Origin of the sequence: Stutzerimonas kunmingensis, from assembly GCF_032106285.1 — a bacterium.
GTDB classification, from domain to species: Bacteria; Pseudomonadota; Gammaproteobacteria; order Pseudomonadales; family Pseudomonadaceae; genus Stutzerimonas; species Stutzerimonas kunmingensis_B.
Map to the genome: position 1 here is coordinate 66623 of NZ_DAMCPO010000011.1, position 21338 is coordinate 87960.

17 protein-coding genes are annotated in these 21338 nt (G+C 65.0%); 6 read left to right on the forward strand and 11 right to left on the reverse strand.

From position 1 onward, the window contains the following. Positions 1-46: 46 nt before the first annotated feature. The 6 genes from xdhB to RT582_RS10895 all read right to left on the reverse strand — a co-directional run bounded on the left by xdhB (position 47) and on the right by RT582_RS10895 (position 8691). The gene (gene xdhB / locus RT582_RS10870) at positions 47-2443 is read right to left on the reverse strand and encodes a xanthine dehydrogenase molybdopterin binding subunit (protein WP_313477368.1); all 2397 of its coding nucleotides are present in this window, start codon (positions 2441-2443) and stop codon (positions 47-49) included. Next, positions 2436-3887, reverse strand: a complete 1452-nt coding sequence (xdhA, locus tag RT582_RS10875) for a xanthine dehydrogenase small subunit (RefSeq protein ID WP_313477371.1) — start codon at positions 3885-3887, stop codon at positions 2436-2438. Before xdhA ends, xdhB begins: the two co-directional genes overlap by 8 nt. A gap of 161 nt (positions 3888-4048) precedes the next feature. Then, positions 4049-5023, reverse strand: a complete 975-nt coding sequence (locus RT582_RS10880; protein ID WP_313477373.1) for a 2-oxoglutarate and iron-dependent oxygenase domain-containing protein — start codon at positions 5021-5023, stop codon at positions 4049-4051. A 138-nt stretch (positions 5024-5161) separates the two neighbouring features. Next, the gene (locus RT582_RS10885; protein ID WP_125862691.1) at positions 5162-6253 is read right to left on the reverse strand and encodes a BMP family ABC transporter substrate-binding protein; all 1092 of its coding nucleotides are present in this window, start codon (positions 6251-6253) and stop codon (positions 5162-5164) included. 203 nt (positions 6254-6456) lie between these two features. Next, on the reverse strand, positions 6457-7812 hold the full coding sequence (locus tag RT582_RS10890; RefSeq protein ID WP_125862692.1) for an 8-oxoguanine deaminase: 1356 nt from the start codon (positions 7810-7812) through the stop codon (positions 6457-6459). A gap of 198 nt (positions 7813-8010) precedes the next feature. Then, the gene (locus tag RT582_RS10895; protein ID WP_125862693.1) at positions 8011-8691 is read right to left on the reverse strand and encodes an SDR family oxidoreductase; all 681 of its coding nucleotides are present in this window, start codon (positions 8689-8691) and stop codon (positions 8011-8013) included. 206 nt (positions 8692-8897) lie between these two features. On the opposite strand from RT582_RS10895, the gene RT582_RS10900 reads away from it, so the two are divergent. Then, on the forward strand, positions 8898-11615 hold the full coding sequence (locus tag RT582_RS10900) for an HAD-IC family P-type ATPase (RefSeq protein ID WP_313477379.1): 2718 nt from the start codon (positions 8898-8900) through the stop codon (positions 11613-11615). A gap of 18 nt (positions 11616-11633) precedes the next feature. Here the strand turns inward: RT582_RS10900 and mltF are convergent, their stop codons facing one another. After that, on the reverse strand, positions 11634-13094 hold the full coding sequence (mltF, locus tag RT582_RS10905; protein ID WP_014819434.1) for a membrane-bound lytic murein transglycosylase MltF: 1461 nt from the start codon (positions 13092-13094) through the stop codon (positions 11634-11636). 168 nt (positions 13095-13262) lie between these two features. Here mltF and RT582_RS10910 point away from each other — a divergent pair, with 168 nt between their 5' ends. Together RT582_RS10910 and RT582_RS10915 are read left to right on the forward strand one after the other, a co-directional pair. Next, positions 13263-13538, forward strand: coding sequence for a GIY-YIG nuclease family protein (locus tag RT582_RS10910; RefSeq protein WP_003284707.1), 276 nt, complete (start codon positions 13263-13265; stop codon positions 13536-13538). Positions 13539-13641: 103 nt separating this feature from the next. Next, positions 13642-14580 carry a glutathione S-transferase family protein gene (locus RT582_RS10915; protein ID WP_041013175.1) on the forward strand — a complete coding sequence of 313 codons (939 nt, stop codon included), beginning with the start codon at positions 13642-13644 and terminating at the stop codon, positions 14578-14580. A 7-nt stretch (positions 14581-14587) separates the two neighbouring features. On the opposite strand, the gene RT582_RS10920 is transcribed toward RT582_RS10915, so the two are convergent. The 3 genes from RT582_RS10920 to yejK are packed head-to-tail and all read right to left on the reverse strand — an operon-like array spanning position 14588 to position 17269. After that, positions 14588-15439, reverse strand: coding sequence for a DUF4344 domain-containing metallopeptidase (locus tag RT582_RS10920; RefSeq protein WP_125862695.1), 852 nt, complete (start codon positions 15437-15439; stop codon positions 14588-14590). Further along, on the reverse strand, positions 15436-16254 hold the full coding sequence (locus tag RT582_RS10925) for a hypothetical protein (protein WP_125862696.1): 819 nt from the start codon (positions 16252-16254) through the stop codon (positions 15436-15438). The genes RT582_RS10920 and RT582_RS10925 overlap by 4 nt, the downstream gene beginning before the upstream one ends. 7 nt (positions 16255-16261) lie before the next feature. After that, positions 16262-17269, reverse strand: a complete 1008-nt coding sequence (gene yejK, locus RT582_RS10930; RefSeq protein WP_041013178.1) for a nucleoid-associated protein YejK — start codon at positions 17267-17269, stop codon at positions 16262-16264. A 163-nt stretch (positions 17270-17432) separates the two neighbouring features. Between yejK and RT582_RS10935 the strand changes: the two genes are divergently transcribed. The 3 genes from RT582_RS10935 (at position 17433) to RT582_RS10945 (ending at position 20300) form a co-directional block, all read left to right on the forward strand. Then, on the forward strand, positions 17433-18332 hold the full coding sequence (locus RT582_RS10935; protein ID WP_125862697.1) for a prenyltransferase: 900 nt from the start codon (positions 17433-17435) through the stop codon (positions 18330-18332). Between the two features lie 100 nt (positions 18333-18432). Further along, positions 18433-19644 carry an MFS transporter gene (locus tag RT582_RS10940; RefSeq protein WP_042922477.1) on the forward strand — a complete coding sequence of 404 codons (1212 nt, stop codon included), beginning with the start codon at positions 18433-18435 and terminating at the stop codon, positions 19642-19644. Positions 19645-20108: 464 nt separating this feature from the next. Then, on the forward strand, positions 20109-20300 hold the full coding sequence (locus RT582_RS10945; RefSeq protein ID WP_003298204.1) for a hypothetical protein: 192 nt from the start codon (positions 20109-20111) through the stop codon (positions 20298-20300). A 27-nt stretch (positions 20301-20327) separates the two neighbouring features. Here RT582_RS10945 and rlmF read toward each other — a convergent pair whose 3' ends face one another. Further along, positions 20328-21323: a 23S rRNA (adenine(1618)-N(6))-methyltransferase RlmF gene (gene rlmF, locus RT582_RS10950; protein WP_125862698.1), complete on the reverse strand. Its 996-nt coding sequence runs from the start codon at positions 21321-21323 to the stop codon at positions 20328-20330. Positions 21324-21338: the final 15 nt, after the last annotated feature.

A 21338-nucleotide genomic window follows, 5' to 3' on the forward strand; every position in this document is an offset into this window, starting at 1 on the left:
TCGTGTTGCGCTAACGGTGGACAAGCACAGCGTTGTCCACCCTACGTCAGGCCGGGGTCGTCTGCGTTGCCGCAGGCTTGCCCGCCGCCTGCTTCAACTTGCGCATCTGTTCCACGCCCCAGAGCACGCGCTCGGGGGTCGCCGGAGCATCGATCTGCGGCTGCGCCCGGTAGTCGGCCAGGCTGGCGACGGCGTCCTTGATCGCGCACCAGACCGAGATGCCGAGCATGAACGGCGGCTCGCCCACGGCCTTGGAGTGGAACACGGTGTCTTCGGGGTTCTTGCGGTTCTCCACCAGCTTCACGCGCAGATCCAGCGGCATGTCCGCCACCGCCGGGATCTTGTAGCTGGCCGGGCCGTTGGTCATCAGCTTGCCCTTGTCGTTCCAGACCAGCTCTTCCATGGTCAGCCAGCCCAGACCCTGGACGAAGCCGCCTTCGACCTGGCCGATGTCGATGGCCGGGTTCAGCGAGGCGCCGACGTCATGCAGGATGTCGCTGCGCAGCATCTTGTATTCGCCGGTCAGGGTATCGACGATCACTTCCGAGCAGGCAGCGCCGTAGGCGAAGTAGTAGAACGGCCGCCCGCGCGCCTGGCTGCGGTCGTAGTAGATCTTCGGAGTGCGGTAAAAACCGGTGGACGACAGCGAAACCTGGCCGAAATAGGCCTGCTGGATCAGCTCCTCGAAGCCGATGTACTGGTCGCGCAGGCGCACCTGGCCATTCTTGAACTCGATGTCTTCTTCGAATATCTGCCACTTGCGCGCGGCGAACTCCACCAGTCGCTGCTTGATGGTCTGCGCCGCGTTCTGCGCCGCTTTGCCGTTGAGATCGGTGCCGCTGGAGGCGGCAGTCGGCGAGGTGTTCGGCACCTTGTCGGTATTGGTCGCGGTGATCTGGATGCGTTCGATGTCGACCTGGAACACCTCGGCCACCACCTGGGCGACCTTGGTGTTCAGGCCCTGGCCCATCTCGGTGCCACCGTGGTTCAGGTGGATGCTGCCGTCGGTGTAGACGTGCACCAGCGCGCCACCCTGGTTGAGAAAGCTGGCGGTGAAGCTGATACCGAATTTCACCGGGGTCAGCGCCAAGCCCTTTTTCAGGATGGGGCTCGCGGCATTGAACGCGCGGATATCTTCGCGTCGCTTTGCATATTCGCTGCTGGCTTCCAGCTCGGCGGTCATCTCCTCGAGCATGTTGTGCTCGACGGTCTGGTAGTAGTGGGTGACGTTGCGCTCGGTCTTGCCGTAGTAGTTGCGCTTGCGCACCTCGAGCGGGTCCTTGCCCAGCTCGCGGGCCACGGCATCCATGATTTCCTCGATGGCGACCATGCCTTGCGGGCCGCCGAAGCCGCGGTAGGCGGTGTTCGAGGCGAGGTTGGTCTTGCAGCGATGGCCGTTGATGGTGGCGTCGCCCAGGTAGTAGGCGTTGTCGGAGTGGAACATGGCGCGGTCGACGATGGAGCCGGAGAGGTCCGGCGAGTAGCCGCAGTTGCCGGCAAGGTCGATCTCGATGCCATGCAGCAGACCGTCGTCATCGAAACCGACGTCGTACTCGACATAGAACGGGTGGCGCTTGCCGGTCATGGTCATATCTTCCATGCGTGGCAGACGCATCTTGGTCGGCCGACCGGTGAGGTGTGCGATCACCGCGCACATGCATGCCGGGCCGGCGGCCTGGGTTTCCTTGCCGCCGAAGCCGCCGCCCATGCGGCGCATGTCGATGACGATCTTGTTCATCGAAACGCCGAGCACCTCAGCGACGAGCTTCTGCACCTCGGTGGGGTTCTGCGTCGAGGTGAAGACGATCATGCCGCCGTCCTCGGTGGGCATGACCGAGGAAACCTGGGTCTCCAGATAGAAGTGCTCCTGCCCGCCGATGTGCAGCGAGCCCTGCAGCCGACGCGGCGCGCTGGCCAGGGCCGTGGCCGAGTCACCACGCTGGTGGGTGTGGCTGTCGAGCACGAAGTGCTTCTTGTGCAGCGCCTCGACCACGTCGAGCACCGGCTCCAGATCCTCGTATTCGATGATTGCGGCCATGGCCGCCTTGCGCGCGGTTTCCAGGCTGTCGGCCGCGACGGCGATCACCGGCTGGCCGATGTATTCGACCTTGCTGTCGGCCAGCAGTGGATCGCCGGGCAATACGGCGCCGATATCCAGCTGCCCGGGTACATCCTGAGCGGTGATGGCGATGGCCACGCCCGGCACTTCATAACACGGCGCCGTGTCGATGCGGACGATGCGGGCGTGGGCCCGGTCGCTCATGCGAGCATAAATATGCAGCTGATTGGGAAACTCCAGGCGGTCGTCGACGTACACCGCCTCGCCAGAGACATGCTTGGGCGCGCTGTCGTGCTTGACGCTCTTGCCGACGCCGGTGACCAGATCTTCGGTAAACAGCGCCGCGATTTCTTCCTGAGTGCGGGTGGTTACGTGGTTAGACATAAGCGGTCACCCTCGTTTCGGTTTTCGGTGCGTGTTGTTCGAGGAAGCATTTACGCAGCAGGTTCTGCGCGACCAGCAGGCGATATTCGCGGCTGGCGCGAAAGTCGGTCAGCGGCGTGAAATCCTCGGCCAGCGCATCGCAGGCCGCCTCCACGGTTTGCTGGTTCCAGGGCGCGCCGTTCAGAGTCGCCTCGCAGGCCGCGGCGCGTTTTGGGATCGCCGCCATGCCGCCAAAGGCGACGCGGGCATCGGCGATCATGCCATCAGTGATTTTGAGATCGAACGCGGCGCAGACCGCGGAGATGTCGTCGTCCAGTCGTTTGGAAACCTTGTAGGCACGGAACAGGCGATCCGGCGTGGCGCGCGGCACGATGATCTGCTCGATGAACTCGCCGGGCTGGCGTGCGGTGACCTTGTAGTCGAGGAAGTAATCTTCCAGCGGCAGGGTACGGCTGACATCGCCCTTGCGCAGCACGACCTCGGCGCCTAGGGCGATCAGCAGCGGTGGGGCATCGCCGATGGGCGAGGCGTTGCCGATGTTGCCGCCCAGCGTGCCCTGATTGCGGATCTGCAGCGAGGCGAAGCGCTGCAGCAGATCGCCGAAGTCCGGGTACTCGGCAGCCAGCGCGGCGTAGCAGTCGGTCAGCGGTGCGGCTGCACCGATCTCGATATGACGGTCGGTGATCTGGACCTGTTTCATCTCGGTGATCTGGCCGACATGGATCATCACCGGCAGCTCGCGATGGAACTGGGTGACCTCCAAGGCCAAGTCGGTGCCGCCGGCGAGCAGCCGCGCTTGCGGATTGGCGGCATACAGCTCGGCCAGCTCAGCGACCGTCAGCGGCGACAGGCTGCGCTTTTCGCCGTCGCTGAGTTCGGCGGTTTCGCGCGGCGTGATGCGCTGCAGCTGGGCGATGGTCTCGGCTTCGCGGGCATCGAACTGGTCCGGCTGCTTAGCACAGCAGGCCTGTTCGGCGGCTTCGAGAATCGGGCGATAGCCGGTGCAGCGGCAGAGGTTTCCGGCCAGGGCTTCGTGGGTCTGGTGTGGATCGTAGGTCTGCACGCCGTCGCCGCGATTCTTCTGCAAGGCGAACAGGCTCATGACGAAGCCGGGAGTACAGAAGCCGCACTGCGAGCCGTGGCAATCGACCATCGCCTGCTGGACGCTGTGCAGCTGACCCTGATGCTTGAGGTCTTCGACGGTGATCAGCTGTTTGCCGTGCAGAGCGCAGACGAAGGTCAGGCAGGAATTCAGAGTGCGGTAGCGCAGCCGATCGCCGACCAGTTCGCCGACCACGACGGTACAGGCGCCACAGTCGCCGGAGGCACAGCCTTCCTTGGTGCCCGTCTTGCCGCGGTGTTCGCGCAGGTACTGCAGCACCGTGGTGTTGGGGTCGAGAGTCTGCTCGCTGCGCAGCTCACGATTGAGGAGAAACTGGATCAAGGCGGTGCCTCCGACTGTTGTTGTTCTGACGCGCAAATTATCGCTATCTGACTTTTCGGTCAACTTATTCCTGACTCAAAAGTCAATGCGGCATGCGCGCGCAGGTCGGGCGAGGGCTGGGTGGCCATCGCCCGGTTTTTCCTACTGCAAGTAAAGCCCGCTCAGGCCGATTCGGCCTCGCCCTGCCGTCGGTAGGCGTAGGTCTCGGCGAAGCGCGAGAGCATGTATCGGCTGCAGGTGGTGCTGGGGTATTTCGGCGGGTTGGTTTCGTCGTAGCAGCCGGGCAGGCAGGCGATTTCGGTGTCTGGATGCGGCTCGGCGAAGAACGGCATCGAATAGCGATCCACGCCCAGCGGGCTGATCACGCGATGTGGCGTCGACTTGTAACGATCATTGCTCCAGCGCGCCATCATGTCGCCGATGTTGACCACGTAGGTGCCTTCGATGGGTGGCGCGTCGATCCATTCGCCCCTGACGTTCTGCACCTGCAGGCCGCCGGCCTGGTCCTGATAGAGCAGGGTGACGCAGCCGTAGTCGGTATGCGCGCCGGCGCCTTGCTGATCGGCGCTAGTGGCCGTCTGCCGGGGCGGGTAGTGGATCATGCGGAATACGCTGATCGGCTCGACGAAGCGCTTGTCGAAGAAGTCCCGCTCGATGCCCAGGGCGAGCGCGATGGCACGCAGCAGGGTGCAGGCGAGATCCTGCATGTCGCGGTAATGGCCCTCCATCAGCTCGGTCCAGCCTTCGATCTGGAGCGGATGACGGTTGGGCCCGCGCAGTGGTTTTTCGGCCAGCACTTCGGGGTGATCGGCAGGCATATGGAAACCCATGTCGAAGGTTTCCTTGAGGTCGCACGGCTGGCTCGGGTCGAGCTGCTCGGTAGCGACGGCACCGTAGCCGCGGTGGTGGCGGCTCTTGGTGATGTCGATCTTCAGCTTTTCTTCGGCGGGCAGCGCAAAGAAACGCTGGGCATGGTCGGTGAGGGTGGCGATGCGCTCGGCGCTGATCGGATGACCCTTGATATAGAAGAAGCCCCACTCGCGGCAGGCGCGGTCGATGGCCTCGGCGACGGCCAGATGGCCGGCTTCGTCGGCGTTATAGAGCGGGGCAATATCGATGATGGGCAGTGAGTTCATGGCTGACTCCGGGTACGGCGCCGCCGGTCTTCTCGTACCGGCGGCCTTCGAGGGCAATGCCCCTGCGTGCGGTTCGCCCGGAGGCGGGACGGCACGCGAGATTCCGCAGTGCGCCGGTTGGGCCGGCGCAGGTGACGCTTACTTCGGCATTTCAGCCTTGACGCCCTGGACGTAGTAATTCATCGAGGCGAGGTCCTTGATGCTGGCGGTCTCGCCCTCGGCGATGCGCACTTCGCCAGCCTGATCCTTGATCGGGCCGGTGAACGGGTGGAATTCACCGCTCTTGATGCTGGCGATGATCGCTTCGGCTTCGGTCTTCACATCGGCCGGCACCAGATCGCTGATCGGCAGGCTGATGCTGTCCTGGGCCAGACCACCCCAGAAGTCTTCGGATTTCCAGGTGCCGGCCATCACCGCTTCGGCGGACTTGGTGTAGTGCGGGCCCCAGTCGTTGACGATGGAGGTCAGCACGGCCTTGGGCCCGAAGTGCTGCATGTCCGAGGCATAGCCGACGGAATAGACGCCACGACGCTCGGCGGCCTGGATGGGGGCCGGGCTGTCGGTGTGCTGGAAGATCACGTCGACGCCCTGGTCGATCAGCGCGTTGGCGGCATCGGCTTCCTTGCCCGGATCGAACCAGGTGTTGACCCACACCACCTTGATCTCGGTGCCGGGGTTGTACTTGTCCAGCGCCAGCTGGATGGCGTTGATGTCGCGGATCACTTCCGGAATCGGGAAGGAGGCGATGTAGCCGACCTTCTTGGTCTTGGTCATCTTCGCGGCGAGGAAGCCGCCTACATAGCGGCCTTCATAGGAACGGGTCAGGTAGGTGCCGACGTTCTTTGCCTGCTTGTAGCCGGTGGCGTGCTCGAAGGTGACCTTGGGGAACTGCTTGGCGACTTTCAGCGTGGGGTTCATGTAGCCGAAGGAGGTGGTGAAGATCAGGTCGTAGTCGCTCTTGGCCATGTTGCGGATGACCCGCTCGGCATCGGCGCCTTCCGGCACGTTCTCGACGAAGCTGGTCTTCACCTTGTCGCCCAGTTTTTCTTCCATGTACTTGCGGCCCTGCTCGTGCTGGTAGGTCCAGCCGTGGTCGCCGATCGGGCCGATGTAGACGAAGCCGACCTTCAGCGGATCGGCGGCCGACGCTGCGGCGGTCGTCAGTGCGGCGCTGAAGCCGATCGCTGCGGCGAGTGCACGCAGCAGGGTTTTCCGAGTGTTGTTCTGCATGGCGGATGACGCTCCTGTTTGTCTAGCTACAGAGCCTATGTTGGCTGATAGCTGGTTAGCAAAAAGCTGACCAACTGGACAGATACCTTCGTTGTGCCGGATTGCGGGCGCTTCGACTCGACGCTGATGCCTGGTCGAGGCTTGCGCTGGTGCGCCAGTAATCCACGGCGCCCAGCTTTGGTGCAAGCCTCGATCATTGCCGGTCAGCCGTTTACCAGCTGCCGGGCCGCCTGCTGGTGGTCGGCGATCAGACCCTGCACGTCGAGGCCTTCGACTTGGCCATCGATGACGCGCCACTTGCCGCCAACCATCACCCGGTCGGCTCGGTCGGCGGCGCACAGCAGCAGCGCGGCGACGGGATCGTGGCTGCCGGAGAAGCGCAGTTCGTCGAGCCTGAAGAGGGCGAGGTCGGCCTGCTTGCCGACCGCCAGTTCGCCGATGTCGCTGCGCCCGAGCAGGCGCGCGGAACCGTGGGTTGCCCAACCGAGGACCTTCTCTGGCGTGATCTTCTCGGCGCCGTAGCGCAAGCGCTGGATGAACAGCGCCTGGCGCGCCTCGAGCATCATGTTGGAGGCATCGTTGGAGGCCGAGCCGTCGACGCCCAGGCCAATGGTGGCGCCCTTGTCTTCAAGCTCCAGCGTGTGGCAGATACCGGAGGCCAGGCGCATGTTGGAGCTTGGGCAATGACAGATGCCGACCCCGGCCGCGCCCAGGCGGTGAATCTCCACCTGATTGAAGTGAATGCCGTGCGCCAGCCAGGTCCGCGGCCCGAGCCAGCCGACGCTCTGCAGATAGTCCACGGTGCGCATGCCGAAGCGCTGCGCGCAGAACTCCTGCTCGTCGAGCGTTTCGGCCAGATGGGTATGCAGACGTACGTCGCGCGCTTCGGCCAGCTCGGCGCAGGCACGCATGATGTCGGTGGTGACCGAGAAGGGCGAGCAGGGCGCCAGGGCGATCTGGATCTGCGCGCCGTCGCCGCGCTCGTGGTAGCGATCGATCAGCCGCTCGCTGTCGGCAAGAATCGTCTCGGCGCCCTGCACCACGCTCTTGCAGGGCAGGCCGCCGTTCTCCTTGGACAGGTTCATCGAACCGCGGGTGAGCATGGCGCGCATGCCCAGCTCGCGGACGGCCTCGACCTGGATATCGATGGCGTCCTCGAGCCCGCCCGGAAACAGGTAGTGGTGATCCGCTGCCGTGGTGCAGCCGGACAGCAGCAGCTCGGCCAGCGCCACCTTGCTCGCCAGCTGCAGCGCCTGCGGCGTGAGCCGCGCCCAGACCGGGTAGAGGGTCAGCAGCCAGTTGAACAGCGGCTCGTTGACCACCGGCCCCCAGGCGCGGGTGAGGGTCTGGTAGAAGTGGTGGTGGGTGTTGATCAGCCCCGGCAATACCACGTGCTCACGGGCGTCGAAGGTCTCATCCACCGGCAGCGCGGGCGTGGCGCCAGCGGTTAGTAGTTCGGTGATGACACCGTCTTCGATCACCAGTCCGCCTGGGGCTTTCTGGTCGTTGGCAGTGAAGAGGGCGAGAGGATTCTTGATCCAGATTCGATGAGCAGCCATGGCCGGCTTTCTCCTGAATGGTTGAGTTCAGAGTAGCCAGCTCAGTTATGCCCTGTCTGCTGATCCAGGAGGCGGAGCGGTGGATGCCTCGCCGGGGGAGGAAGATAAAGGGTTTGGGGTGGATTTGTCACAGGGCTGCCAAGGGTTGGGTAGTGGGAGCGGCCAATCCGACTCCCGAGATAACCCTTGTGGCCGTCATCACCAGGGCAGCGGATTGCCCTGGTAATCCAGATACCGATGCCCACCCTGTCCAATGGCCTGGGTAACCTGCTCGAGCATACCGCGCGTGCTGGTCTCGACATCCAGTGGCGCCTGATCGCCACCCATGTCGGTCTTGACCCAGCCGGGATGCATCGACAACACGGTCAGCCGGGTCTCGCCCAGTCCGGCGACGAAGGTACGGGTCATGTGATTCAGCGCGGCCTTGCTCGCGCCGTACAGGTCCATGCCCATGCCCGGACCGGTTTCGACGCTGCCGAGGATGGAGCTCATAAAGACGATCACGCCCTGCGCAGAATCGACCAGCGGCAGCAACCGCTCGGCCAGGCGCACCGGTGCGACGGCATTGGTGAAGAACAGCTGGCCGACTTCTGTTTGAGTGGCTTGCGTGGCCGATTTGTCCTGCGGGCCGGCGACGCCGGCGTTGACGAATAGCACGTCGAGTCTGGTACCGGCCAGGCGGGCGGCCAGCTGGTCTACGCTGCCTGCATCGTCCATATCCAGCGTTTCGACGCGCACCTGCGGTATCTGGCTGAGGGCTTCGGCGTGCTGCGGGTTGCGCACCGTGGCGATCACCTGCCAGCCTGCGGCGCAGAACTGTTTCGCCAGGCCGAGGCCCAGACCGCGGGAGGAGCCGATGATGAGTGCTGTTTTTTGCATGCTGCGTCCTCGGTAGGTCATGACTGACCGGCAAGAATAGCGCGGCTGCGACGCGCGCGTGCAGCAATGCTGGGGTGCGACATCTGGTCGTTGTGCGAGTGTTGCAAGCGGTTTCGCGGCGGTGGTCATAGGGGCGCTGTTTCGGCTCTGATGGGCCAGCGTTGCCGGTGCCTCCGGCATCATCGAATCAAAATCAGGGGGATCCAATGCCCGACCCGCAAACACAGTCGAACCGCTGGCATGCTCGGCAGAGCGATGAAGCGTTGCTCGAACTGGAGTCCTCGAGCGCCGGCCTCAGCCACGAACAGGCCCGGCAGCGCCTGCTGCAATACGGTCCCAATCGGCTCGATGAGGCCAAGCCGGCGAGTGTCTGGCTGCGCCTGCTGCGTCATCTCAACAATCTTCTGCTTTATGTGCTGATCGCCGCGGCGCTGGTAACCGGCCTGATGGGGCATCTGGTCGACACCTTCGTGATCCTGGCGGTGGTGGTGGTCAACGTGGTGATCGGCTTCGTTCAGGAGGGCAAGGCGGAAAAAGCGCTGCAGGCGATTCGGCATCTGCTGGCGCCGCACGCGGTGGTGTTGCGCGATGGCCGCCAGCAGGACCTCGATGCCGCCGAGCTGGTGCCCGGGGATGTGGTACTGCTGGCTTCCGGCGACAGCCTGCCGGCTGACGTGCGGCTGCTGCAGGCGCGCAACCTGCGTATCGACGAGGCGGCGCTGACCGGCGAATCGGTTCCAGTCGACAAGCAGGTCGAGGCCGTGGCCGCCGATGCTTCCATCGGGGATCGGCTTTGCATGGGTTATGCCGGCACGCTGGTGACCCAGGGCCAGGCGCGTGCGGTGGTGGTCGCCACGGGCGCGGCGACCGAGATCGGGCGTATCGGGACGATGCTGGAATCGGTCGAACAGGGCACCACGCCGCTGCTGCGCAAGATGTCCGATGTCGGCCGGGCGCTGACAGCCGTGATCCTGGCCGCGGGCGCTCTGCTGTTCCTGTTCGGCACGCTGGTGCGGGGCATGGGCGCCGGTGAGATGTTCATGGCGGCGGTGGGGCTTTCGGTCGCGGCGATCCCCGAGGGGCTGCCGGCGATCATGACCATCACCCTGGCCATCGGCGTGCAGCGTATGGCCAGTCGCAATGCAGTGATCCGGCGCCTGCCGGCGGTGGAGACGCTGGGCTCGGTGACGGTGATCTGCTCGGACAAGACCGGCACCCTGACGCGCAACGAGATGACGGTGCAGGAAGTGATCTGCGCCGGGCAGGCACTGGAGGTCGAAGGCGCGGGCTATGCACCGCAAGGTGCGTTGCTGTTCGAGGGCGACGCAGTCGAACCGGCGGCCCTGGCAGCGCGCACGCCGGCAGCCAGCGCGCTTGCCGAAGCCGCGGCGCTGTGCAACGACGCCAGCCTGCACGAGAAGGACGGACTGTGGACCCTTGCCGGCGACCCCACTGAGGGCGCGTTGCTGACCCTGGCGATGAAGGCAGGACTGTCGCCGGCCAACCTCCACGTCGACCGCCCGCGGCTGGACGTGATTCCCTTCGAGTCGGAACACCGCTTCATGGCGACTCTGCACGCCTGCGAAGGCGGCAGCGAAGTGCTGGTCAAGGGCGCGCCGGAACGGGTCCTGGCCATGTGCGCGCGGCAGCTTGAGGCCGACGGCCAGGAGCGGCTGCTGGATCAGTCGCACTGGCATGAACAGGTCGAGGCGCAGGCGCGGGCCGGTCGTCGCGTGCTGGCCCTGGCGCGGCGCAGGCTGCCGGCCGGCAAGGAAGCGATCGAGCATGCCGACGTTGCCAGCGAGCTGACCCTGCTCGGGCTGGTCGGCATTATCGATCCGCCGCGTGACGAGGCGATCCGTGCGGTGGCACAGTGCCGTGCAGCTGGCATTCGTGTGGTGATGATTACCGGCGACCACGGCGTCACTGCCAGTGCCATTGCCAGACAGCTGGGCATGGGGGATGACATCAAAGCGATCACCGGGCCGGAGCTGGAGCTGATGGATGAAGCGGCCATGCGCCAGGCCGTCGCCGAGGCCCGGGTGTTCGCCCGCGCCAGTCCGGAACACAAGCTGCGCCTGGTGCGTGCGCTGCAGGCCAATGGCGAGGTGGTCGCCATGACCGGCGACGGGGTCAACGACGCGCCAGCGCTGAAGCAGGCAGATGTCGGCGTGGCCATGGGCATGAAGGGCACCGAGGCGGCCAAGCAGGCCGGCGCCATCGTGCTGGCGGACGACAACTTCGCTTCCATCGCCCATGCGGTGGAGGAGGGGCGCACCGTCTACGACAACCTGCGCAAGACTGTGACCTTCCTGCTGCCGATCAACGGCGGCGAGTCGCTGTCGCTGCTGCTGGCGGTGCTGCTCGGTATCGCGCTGCCGATCACGCCGGTGCAGGTGTTGTGGGTCAACATGGTCAGCTCGGTGGCGTTGGCCATGGTACTGGCGTTCGAACCGACCGAGGCGGATGTAATGCAGAGGCCGCCGCGGCGGCCGGACGAGCCGATGCTGTCGCGCTTCGTCATCTGGCGGATCTTCTTCGTTTCCGCGCTGTTTCTCGCCGGCATCTTCGGCATGTACCAGTGGATGCTGACGCAGGGCGCGACGATCGAGGCGGCACGCACCGTCGCAGTCAACACGCTGGTGTGCATGGAGGTGTTCTATCTGTTCAGCGTGCGTTATCTGAAGGCGCCTTCCTTCACCGTGCAGGGCGTCAAGGGTACGCCGCGGGTGCTGGTGGCGGTGTTCGGTGTGTTCGCCCTGCAGCTGATGTTCACCTACGCGCCGTTCATGCAGTCGCTGTTCGCGTCCGAAGCGTTGCCGCTTGCGACCGGTGTGCTGGTGGTGCTGGCCGGGGTGGCCGTGTTGGTTATTCTGGAGATCGAGAAGGCGCTGTTGCGTCGGATGGGCGTTGGCCCGGCGTGAGTCAGGCTTGCGCAAAGGTCAGAGCGGCGGCAGCTCTTCCATCAGGTCGGTCGTGTACACGCCGGGGATATGCAGCTCGCTCTTGGCCAGCTGCTGGCCTTCCATCTGCGGCTGGGTCACCCAGGTGAGGATGTCGTAGTAGCGGCGGATGTTGGCCACGAAGTGCACCGGCTCGCCGCCGCGGGCATAGCCGTAGCGGGTCTTGCTGTACCACTGCTTCTGCGCCAGGCGCGGCAGCATTTGCTTCACGTCCAGCCACTTGTTGGGGTCCAGCCCCTCGGCTTCGGCGAGTTTGCGGGCGTCTTCGAGATGCCCTCCGCCGACGTTGTAAGCGGCGAGGGCGAACCAGGTGCGATCGGGTTCCTGCACGCTTTCGGGCAGGCTGGCGTGCACCTTGACCAGGTATTTGCCGCCGCCCTGGATGCTCTGCACCGGGTCCAGGCGGTTGGTCACGCCCATGGCGTTGGCGGTGCGCAATGTCAGCATCATCAGCCCGCGCACGCCGGTCTTGGAGGTGGCCTCGGGCTGCCAGTGGGATTCCTGATAACCGATCGCGGCCAGCAGGCGCCAGTCGATGCCGTGTTTCCTGGCGGTCTCGCGGAAGGCTTTCTCGTAACGCGGCAGACGCTGCTGCAGATGCTTGGCGAAGGCGTAAGCGCCGACGTAGCCGAGCACGTCCACATGACCGTAGTAGCGTTCGCGCAGGCGCTGCAGCGAGCCGTTCTGCTGGGCCTGCTCGAGGAAGGAGTTGGCGGCCTCGAGCAGGCTGTCGTCCTCGCCCTTGGCCACGACCCAGGCCAGGCTGTTCTGCTCGCCGACATCGAAGCCGGCGCGGATGTTGGTGAAGTACACCTGGTTCATGGACATCTCGTTGGATTCCACCAGGGTCAGGTCGATCTGCCCCTCGTCGACCATGCGCAGCAGGTCGACCACTTCCACGGCGTCGGATTCTTCGTAGCGCAGGTCGGGATATTCGGCCTGCAGCGTGGCGAGCTTCTCCGCCTGGCTACTGCCTTTGAGCACGAGGATGCGCTTGCCGATTAGGTCCTTGGGGCTGGTCGGACGGCGCTGGCCGCTGCGGTAGACGACCTGGGTGGTAACGTCCAGATAGGAGCGGGTGAAGCGTGCCAGTTCCTGCCGGCCTTCGCTGGCGACCAGGCCGGCGGCGGCGAGCGCCGGGCCGCCAGGCCGGTTGAGACGGTTGAAAATGTCTTCGATGTTGTCGGCGGTTTCGATCTGCAGCTCGACGCCGAGATTGCTGGCGAAGCGCTTGGCCAGCTCGTACTCGAAGCCGGCTTCGCCGTTGCGGTCCTGGAAATAGGTGGAAGGGCTGTTGCGGGTGATCACGCGCAGTACGCCTTCCTCCTGTATACGCTCAAGCTCGCTGGGCTTCTCGGCGCAGCTACTGAGCATCAGGAAGAGTCCGGTCGCCAACAGCCAGATGGCGCAGCGCTTGCGGAACACGGTTTGGGCAAACATCGGCGCAGTATACGCAAAGGCGAACCGCCACCATATCTGGACAGCGGTCGGGCTCTCTGCTAGGCGAGCACCTTCCTCCGACAGGGTGATGCTGCCAAACGCCCGTGGCGCGCAAGTCCGGCATAATGCCGGCCCGTACCGCCACCGACTCCGAGAGTTTTGCGAAACATGACCGAGGTTCAGCCCAAGCCCTGGTTCGTCTATCTGGTGCGCGCCGCCAACGGTGCGCTGTACTGCGGTATCAGCGACGATGCGCAGCGTCGTTTCGCCGAGCACCAGCGCGGGCGCGGCGCGCGTTTCTTTCACTCCAGTCCGGCGCAGGCGCTGGTCTATGTCGAGACTTGCGCCAGCAAAGGCGATGCGTTGCGTCGCGAAATCGCCATCAAGCGACTGGACAAGCGTGCCAAGGAACGCCTGGTGAGCCTGGCCAGCCCCGTTGCGTGAATGACGCACCAATCAGCCGGTAGGCTCGGTGGAGCGGAGCGTCTAAGCTGATGCTCTTCCAACGGGGCGACGCCCCATCTCGAGACCTCTGGCGGAGCCTGTCATGCACGAGCTGATCCTGCACCACTATCCCACCTCGCCCTTTGCCGAAAAGGCGCGCCTGATGCTGGGGTTCAAGCAGCTGTCCTGGCGCTCGGTGATGATCCCTCCGGTCATGCCCAAGCCCGATCTGACCGCGCTCACTGGCGGTTATCGACGCACGCCGGTGCTGCAGGTCGGCGCCGACATCTATTGCGACACCGCCCTGATCGCGCGTCGGCTCGAGGCCGAAAAGACCACCCCGGCGCTGTTCCCGGAAGGCCAGGAGTTCACCGCCGCGACGCTTGCCCAGTGGGCCGATTCGGTGCTGTTCCTGAACGCCGTGAGCCTGGTGTTCCAGCCCGAATCCATGGCCGTCCGCTTCGCCCAGGTGCCCAAGGAGTTCGTCCAGATCTTCAGCAAGGACCGTGCGCAGCTGTTCTCCAACGGCTCGGTCAGTCGCGTTCCGCTGGAGCAGGCGAAGAGTGATTGGCCAACCTTCATGACGCGCCTGCAGCAGCAGCTGGCGCGGGAGGAGGGCGAGTTCCTGTTTGGTGCGGCGCCGTCGATTGCCGACTTCGCCGTCGCGCATTGCCTGTGGTTCCTGCGTGCAACGCCGGTCACCGCGCCGCTGGTGGATGGCTACCCGGAGGTGGCGGCCTGGCTTGGCAAGGTACTCGGCGTGGGCCATGGCTCCAGCAGCGAGCTATCCGCCGAGGATGCACTGCGCATGGCGCTGGAGGCCGAGCCTGCGCCGCTGCCGGACGAAGCATTCAGCGAGCCGAATGGTTTTCAGGAAGGGCAGAATGTGGCCATCGCCGCAGTGGATTACGGCGCCGATCCGGTCGAGGGCGAGTTGGTCTTCGCCGGTAGCGAAGAGCTGATCCTGCGCCGCAGCGATGACCGCACCGGGGTCGTACACGTGCACTTCCCGCGTGTCGGCTATCGCATCGAGGCGCGCTGAAGACGCCTCAGTGCGGCGTCGGTGATTCGCCGGCGCGCAGCTTCGGCAGCTCGCGGGCCAGCGTGCGGAAGTAGGCGATGCGCTCGTAGCACAGCGTGAGCTCACCGCTGATGCGGTTGAACCAGGCGTCCGGCGCGCCGCAGGTGGACATGCGCAGGGTTAGGTCGCGGGGCAGCTCGAAGGCCTCGCTGGCCTTCGCCGCGACCGCTTCCAGCTCGCCGCTGGCGCGAATCTTTTCCAGCAGTTCGGTACCACCCGGCAGATGTCCGGGGGGGGGGTCGTAGATCACCCGAATGCGGTGCCGCGCCGGTCGCTCGTCGCTGCGGCCGAAGTGCTCGCGAAACCACTGCACTGCGTGGGCCGCCTGTTCGTATTCCTCGGGACAGTACAGCGCGCGTTCCACCGGCAAGCCGCTGACTTCCAGCACCCAGTCGAGCCGATCCGGGTCGCTGCCGTAGGCCAGGCAGGCGATGTTGTAGAAGCGCTGGGCGTCCAGCGCATGGCTGTCCCAGACCGGCACCGGGGAGCCGTCGCGTTCCGCGTTCTGCCATTCCAAACGCCAGTAATCGGCGACATCCATCAGCTTGGCGTAGAAATCGTCGCGGTGCTGTTCCTGCTGCAACAGGAACAGGCCCATGAAGCCGAGCTGGTCGGCGGCGTCTTCCTCACGCCCCAGTACCGGCAGCTGCAGTTCGCTGATCAGCAGGTGCCCCATCTCGTGCATCAGGGTGAACTCGGAGTTGGCGACCGTGAAGCGGACCTCGTCCACCGACAGCTCCGGCGCTGTTTCGCCTTGCTGCGCCTGCGCCAGCGCCAGCAGCGGCAGAAGCAGCAGCGGCAACAGAGCGAAGCGCTTCATGGCGTGCCGTCCAGATCGGCATGGGTGAATGGCGCCAGCCGCGCCGGCCAGTCTAGTGCCAGGCGCTCGAACGCGCGGGCGAGCAGGCTGGCGACGAGCAGGTCGCGCAACCAGCGGTGGTCGGCCGGTATCACGTACCAGGGTGCTTCGCGGCTGTGGCTTTTGCTCAGCACGGCAGCCCATTGCGCCTGCTGCTGGGCGAAGGTGCGGTGGTCCTGCAGATCGCCGAGGGTCAGCTTCCAGCGCTTTTCCGGCTGCTCCAGGCGCCGATGCAAGCGCTGCTTCTGCTCGCCGGCAGACAGCTGCAGGTAACTCTTGAGCGGCTGGATGCTGGCGGTCGGCAGCTCGCGCTCGAAAGCCAGGATTGCGGCCTCGCGCTGCGGAATATCGGTAGGCGAGCACAGGCCGTCGCGCAGATCGCTGACCAACGCTTCGTAGTAGCTGCGATTGAATACGCCGAGCATGCCGGGCACCGGCAGCCGCTCCCGGTAGCGCCAGAGGAAGTCGTGGCGGCGTTCTTCTTCGCTCGGCGCCTGGAAGCTGTGCGGCGACAGCCCCAGCGGGTCCAGGCCACCCAGCACGCGGCGGATCACGCCGTTCTTGCCGGAGCAGTCCGGCCCCTGCAGCACGAGCAGCAGGGCGTCGCGGCGGTTGGCCCAGAGCATGGTCTGCTGTACCCGCAGCCATTCCTTCAGGCTTGCCAGCTGCGCTTGAGCCTGTGCTTTGTCCAGGCCGTAGCAGCGTGCCGGATCGCGCGCCAGCGGCGCCGCCGGGTCGCACAGGCAGTCATCGAGAATGGCGTCCGCCAGGCGCATGGCGTGGTCAGTCCTTGCGCCGCTTGAGCTGGTCCTTCAGTTGGGTCGGCAGCTGGCGGATGATCAGCATGTCGCGCGCCTCGTCGTACTCGACCTTCGAGCCCAGCAGATGCGACTCGAAGCTGATCGACAGCCCTTCGGCGCGCCCGGTGAAGCGCTGAAACTGGTTTAGCGTGCGTTTGTCGGCGGGAATTTCCGGCGACAGCCCGTAATCCTTGTTGCGGATGTGCTCGTAGAAGGCGCGCGGACGTTCCTCGTCGATCACCCCGGACAGCTCTTCGAGCGACATGGGTTCGCCGATCTTCGCCTGGCTACTGGCGTAGCCGACCAGCGCGCTGGTCTTCTCCCGTGCTTTTTCCTCGGGCAGGTCTTCGCTTTCGACGTAGTCGCTGAAGGCCTTGAGCAGCGTGCGGGTCTCGCCCGGGCCGTCGACGCCCTCCTGGCAGCCGATGAAGTCGCGGAAGTACTCGGACACCTTCTTGCCGTTCTTGCCCTTGATGAAGGAGATGTACTGCTTGGACTGCTTGTTGTTCTGCCACTCGGAGATGTTGATCCGCGTCGCCAGGTGCAGCTGTCCGAGGTCGAGGTGCCGGGCTTCGGTCACGTCCAGCGAGTCGGTAACGGTGACGCCGTTGCTGTGGTGCAGCAGCGCGATGGCCAGGTAATCGGTCATGCCCTGCTGGTAGTGGGCGAACAGCACGTGGCCGCCGGTGGAGAGGTTGGATTCCTCCATCAGCTTCTGCAGATGCTCGACTGCCTGGCGGCTGAATGCGGTGAAGTCCTGATTGCCTTCCATGTACTGCGCGAGCCAGCCGCTGAACGGATAGGCGCCGGACTCCTCGTGAAAGAAGCCCCAGGCCTTGCCCTGCTTGGCGTTGTAGCTCTCATTGAGATCGGCCAGCAGGTTCTCGATAGCCTGGGAGTTGCCCAGCTCCGAGTCACGGGCGTGGAGCACGGCGGGGGTGCCGTCCGGCTTTTTCTCGATCAGATGGACGATGCAGTGGCGGATGGGCATGGTGGTCTCACGGCTGGAATGCAACAGGTTGGGCAGTTTACCCGAGAGCGGGTGGTGCGTGCCTGCAGCCGAAGCTGCGGTCTGGCGGAGTCGATCTGTGTCAAGGACGCCTGGCGGCGTTGGGGTTAGCCTGCCGTACACCAGACGATAGCGGGAGGCGTAGATGAGCGGAACCTTGGACTGGCTGGGTGTGGCGCGCGGTCGTTTCCTGCTGCTGACGCTGAGCTGCGTGGCGCTCGGGCTGGCCTTGGCAGCGCGCGGGAGCGCGGAAGCGATGTCCTACAGTGATGCACTGCTGGTGATGCTCGGCGCCCTGGCCGCCCATGTGGCAGTCAATGCGCTCAACGAATGGGGTGATTACCGCAGTGGGCTGGACCTGCAGACCCGCCGCACGGCATTCAGCGGTGGCAGCGGTACCTTGGTGACCCACCCGCATCTGCTGGGTCGCACATTGCTGCTCGGTCTCGGCAGCCTGCTGACCTGCGCGCTGATCGGCCTGTTCTTCCTGCTGCGCCAGCCGCCGCTGTTGCTCAGTCTGGCGCCGATCGGTCTGGCGGGACTGTTGCTGGTGCTGCTTTACACGCCTTGGCTGACCCGCCACCCCTGGCTGTGCCTGTTCGCGCCGGGCTTGGGCTTCGCGCTGATGGTGCTGGGTACGCGCATCGTTCTCGGCGGCGCGCCGGATCTCGGCGATCTGTGGTTGATCCTGCCCCCTCTGCTGCTCTGCAACAACCTGCTTTTGCTCGGCCAGTTTCCGGACATTGATGCCGACCGCGCTGTCGGCCGGCGTACCCTGCCTATGCATATCGGCTGTACCAACGCCGTGCGCGTGGCGTTTGAGCAGTGGCTGCTGGCCTACGGCGTACTCCTGGCTGTGCTGGCGCAGCCAGGTCTGGCCGGTGGCGCACTCGGCTTGTTGACCTTGCCGTTGGCCCTGCGAGCGGCATGGTTGCTGCGTCGCGAACCGCTGCAGGCGCAGCGCCTGCTGCCGGCATTGGGGCTGAACGCTGCGGTCAGCGTGGCGACGCCGTTGTTGATGGCCGTAGGGTTGCTGGCGCTTTAGCGTTCCGCGAGAGCGGAGGGCACCCGATCGGACACATGGGGTGACGAAAGAAAGGCTTAACTGAGTAAACTGGTCGCCTTTTCTTCGAGGAATGACCCCCATGACCGCTGCATGGCGCAACTCTGCCTGGATTCTCGCTGGTGGCTCGCTGATCCTCGCGATTTCCCTCGGCGTGCGCCACGGTTTCGGTCTGTTCCTGCCGCCCATGAGCGCGGAATTCGGCTGGGGCCGCGAGGTGTTCGCCTTCGCCATCGCGATACAGAACCTGATCTGGGGCCTGGTACAGCCGGTGACCGGCGCGCTGGCCGATCGCTTCGGCGTGGCTCGTGCCGTGCTGATCGGCGGCATTCTCTACGCCATCGGGCTGGCATTGATGGCGGTGTCCGATTCGCCGACGACCCTGACGCTGAGTGCCGGGCTGCTGATCGGACTTGGGCTGTCAGGCACCTCGTTCTCGGTGATCCTCGGCGCAGTAGGGCAGGCGGTTCCGCCGGAGAAGCGCAGCATGGCGATGGGCATCGCCAGCGCTGCGGGCTCTTTCGGCCAGTTCATCATGCTGCCCGGCAGCCTGGGGCTCATCGAGTGGCTGGGGTGGTCCTCGGCGCTTATGGCGCTCGGTTTGCTGGTGGCGCTGATCGTGCCGCTCGCGGGGATGATGCGCAGCCCCGCGCGGCCTCCGGCGGCACCCGGAACTCAGCAGTCGCTGGGCGAGGCGCTGCGCGAAGCGGCCGGGCATTCCGGGTTCCGTCTGCTGGCGCTGGGCTTTTTCGTCTGCGGCTTCCAGGTGGTCTTCATCGGCCTGCACCTGCCGGCCTATCTGGTCGATCAGCATCTGCCGGCGCAGGTCGGTACCACGGTGCTCGCACTGGTCGGGCTGTTCAACGTCGTCGGCACCTACACTGCGGGCTGGCTGGGCAGCTGCTACTCCAAGCCAAAGCTGCTGGCCGGGTTGTATCTGATTCGCGGGGTGGTGATCAGTGTTTTCCTGCTGGCGCCGCTGAGTGTCTGGAGCGCGTACGCATTCGGCATCGCCATGGGCTTGCTGTGGCTGTCCACGGTTCCACTCACCAACGGTACGGTGGCGACCATGTTCGGCGTGCGCAACCTGTCGATGCTCGGCGGTATCGCCTTCCTTTTCCATCAGCTGGGCTCGTTCTTTGGCGGCTGGCTGGGCGGCTGGCTGTACGACCGTACCGGCAGTTACGACCTGGTCTGGCAGATCGCGATCGCGCTGAGCCTGATGGCGGCGGTACTCAACTGGCCGATTCGTGAGCAGCCGGTCGAGCGCCTGCGCGAGGCGCAGGTCAACTGATGCGGCCGCTCTGGCTGGGTGTGAGCGTCGCCCTGGTGCTGGGTCTGCTGATGCTGGCCTGGTGGGGCTGGCAGCGTGGCGGCCTGGCGCTGCTGCAGATGGGGCTGGGCACCTGCTGATTCCAGCTGGCCTGCGATCTCGTAATTCCTTCTTTTCCGCGTGGCCGGTTTATCCGGTCGCGCCAAAGCTGTCATGCCCGCAATACCGATCTCATGGCCTCGCTCTGCAGTTCGAAAGCGGCGACGAACGTGACGGAATCAATTCGGTATTCATCGCTCCAAAGCGAAGCGGCGTAGAAGACGTTAAGAACAAATCGCCGGTTCTTAGCAGCAACCTACCGGCTTTTGTGCATACGCCTGCGATCGAGTGGCAGCCTGGAAACCCTGTTCTAAGCTCGGCTGTCGTATAACCGTCATCAACAGTTGGTAAATACCTGCGGCACGCAGTCAATGGAGCAACAAGCAATGTCCACCCTTACCGAACTCGCCCAACAAATCGCCAAGCTCTATCCGTTGAAGGACAAGCGTGTAGGCAAGCGTTATCGCGTGGTAGGCGAGCTGGCCGGGATGACCGAACTGGAAGAGATCAACGGTGAACCGCGCTATATCCAGACCATGGCGCTGAAGAACAAGCAGCTCTGGGACGTGGCGGTCTAAACCTTTCCGTTGACGCCTGCCTGAATTTCACCCTTTCGCCCAGCGCTCGGCGCGCCAACTCGCCTGCTCCGTTTGACTCAGGAAGGTCCAGGCGACGAAGCGGCTCTTCTTCTGCCCCTGAGCCATGTCCAGCGTGTGCATCTGGCGGGCACCGAGGCGTTTCAGCCGCGCCTCCAGCGGCGCCACGTTGGCGCCCTTCGATACCAGGGTACTGAACCAGTAGACCTGTCCGGCGAACGCGACGCTTTCCTCCGCCATGCGCGCGACAAAGGCCGCTTCGCCACCTTCGCACCAGAGCTCCGCCGCCTGACCGCCGAAATTGAGCGCGGGTAGTTTGCGGCTCGGATCGAGCTTGCCGAGGTTACGCCACTTGCGCTGGCTGCCACTGCTGGCTTCGGCCGGTGACGCATGGAAGGGCGGATTGCACAACGTCAGGTCGAAGCGATCCTCCGGCAACATCACTCCCTTGAAGATGTGCTTCGGCACCGCCTGCTGTCTCAGCTCGATGGCCTTGGCGAGGCCATTGGCCGAGACGATGGTGCGTGCCGAGGCCAGAGCGGTGGTGTCGATATCGCTCCCGGTGAAGCGCCAGCCGTATTCCCGGTGGCCGATCAGCGGGTAGATGCAGTTGGCACCGGTGCCGATGTCCAGCGCGTGAATGGCGGTGCCGCGGGGAATGGCGCTGGCATCGTTCTGCCCGAGCAGATCGGCCAGTCCATGCAGATAATCGGCGCGCCCTGGCACCGGCGGGCACAGGTAGCCCGGCGGGATATCCCAGTGCTGGATGCCGTAGAACTGCCGCAGCAAGGCGCGGTTGAATACCCGCACCGCATCCGGGTTGGCGAAGTCGATGCTTTGCTTGCCGTAGGGATTGAGGATGACGTACTCGGCCAGCTCCGGGCAGCCAGCAATCAGCGCCGGGAAGTCGTAGCGGCCGGTATGGCGGTTGCGTGGATGCAGTACGGCCTTGCCGGGTTCGGCACGGCCGGGCTGCGGAGTCGAGGACGGGGATCTGCGCGGCATCTGATCAGCGGGAGG

Coding starts and splice junctions, on each gene's coding strand:
- xdhB (WP_313477368.1), bottom strand. CDS start 2,443: ATGTCTAACCACGTAACCACCCGCACTCAGGAAGAAATCGCGGCGCTG.
- RT582_RS10880 (WP_313477373.1), bottom strand. CDS start 5,023: ATGAACTCACTGCCCATCATCGATATTGCCCCGCTCTATAACGCCGAC.
- RT582_RS10885 (WP_125862691.1), bottom strand. CDS start 6,253: ATGCAGAACAACACTCGGAAAACCCTGCTGCGTGCACTCGCCGCAGCG.
- RT582_RS10890 (WP_125862692.1), bottom strand. CDS start 7,812: ATGGCTGCTCATCGAATCTGGATCAAGAATCCTCTCGCCCTCTTCACT.
- RT582_RS10895 (WP_125862693.1), bottom strand. CDS start 8,691: ATGCAAAAAACAGCACTCATCATCGGCTCCTCCCGCGGTCTGGGCCTC.
- RT582_RS10900 (WP_313477379.1), top strand. CDS start 8,898: ATGCCCGACCCGCAAACACAGTCGAACCGCTGGCATGCTCGGCAGAGC.
- mltF (WP_014819434.1), bottom strand. CDS start 13,094: ATGTTTGCCCAAACCGTGTTCCGCAAGCGCTGCGCCATCTGGCTGTTG.
- RT582_RS10910 (WP_003284707.1), top strand. CDS start 13,263: ATGACCGAGGTTCAGCCCAAGCCCTGGTTCGTCTATCTGGTGCGCGCC.
- RT582_RS10915 (WP_041013175.1), top strand. CDS start 13,642: ATGCACGAGCTGATCCTGCACCACTATCCCACCTCGCCCTTTGCCGAA.
- RT582_RS10920 (WP_125862695.1), bottom strand. CDS start 15,439: ATGAAGCGCTTCGCTCTGTTGCCGCTGCTGCTTCTGCCGCTGCTGGCG.
- RT582_RS10925 (WP_125862696.1), bottom strand. CDS start 16,254: ATGCGCCTGGCGGACGCCATTCTCGATGACTGCCTGTGCGACCCGGCG.
- yejK (WP_041013178.1), bottom strand. CDS start 17,269: ATGCCCATCCGCCACTGCATCGTCCATCTGATCGAGAAAAAGCCGGAC.
- RT582_RS10935 (WP_125862697.1), top strand. CDS start 17,433: ATGAGCGGAACCTTGGACTGGCTGGGTGTGGCGCGCGGTCGTTTCCTG.
- RT582_RS10940 (WP_042922477.1), top strand. CDS start 18,433: ATGACCGCTGCATGGCGCAACTCTGCCTGGATTCTCGCTGGTGGCTCG.
- RT582_RS10945 (WP_003298204.1), top strand. CDS start 20,109: ATGTCCACCCTTACCGAACTCGCCCAACAAATCGCCAAGCTCTATCCG.
- rlmF (WP_125862698.1), bottom strand. CDS start 21,323: ATGCCGCGCAGATCCCCGTCCTCGACTCCGCAGCCCGGCCGTGCCGAA.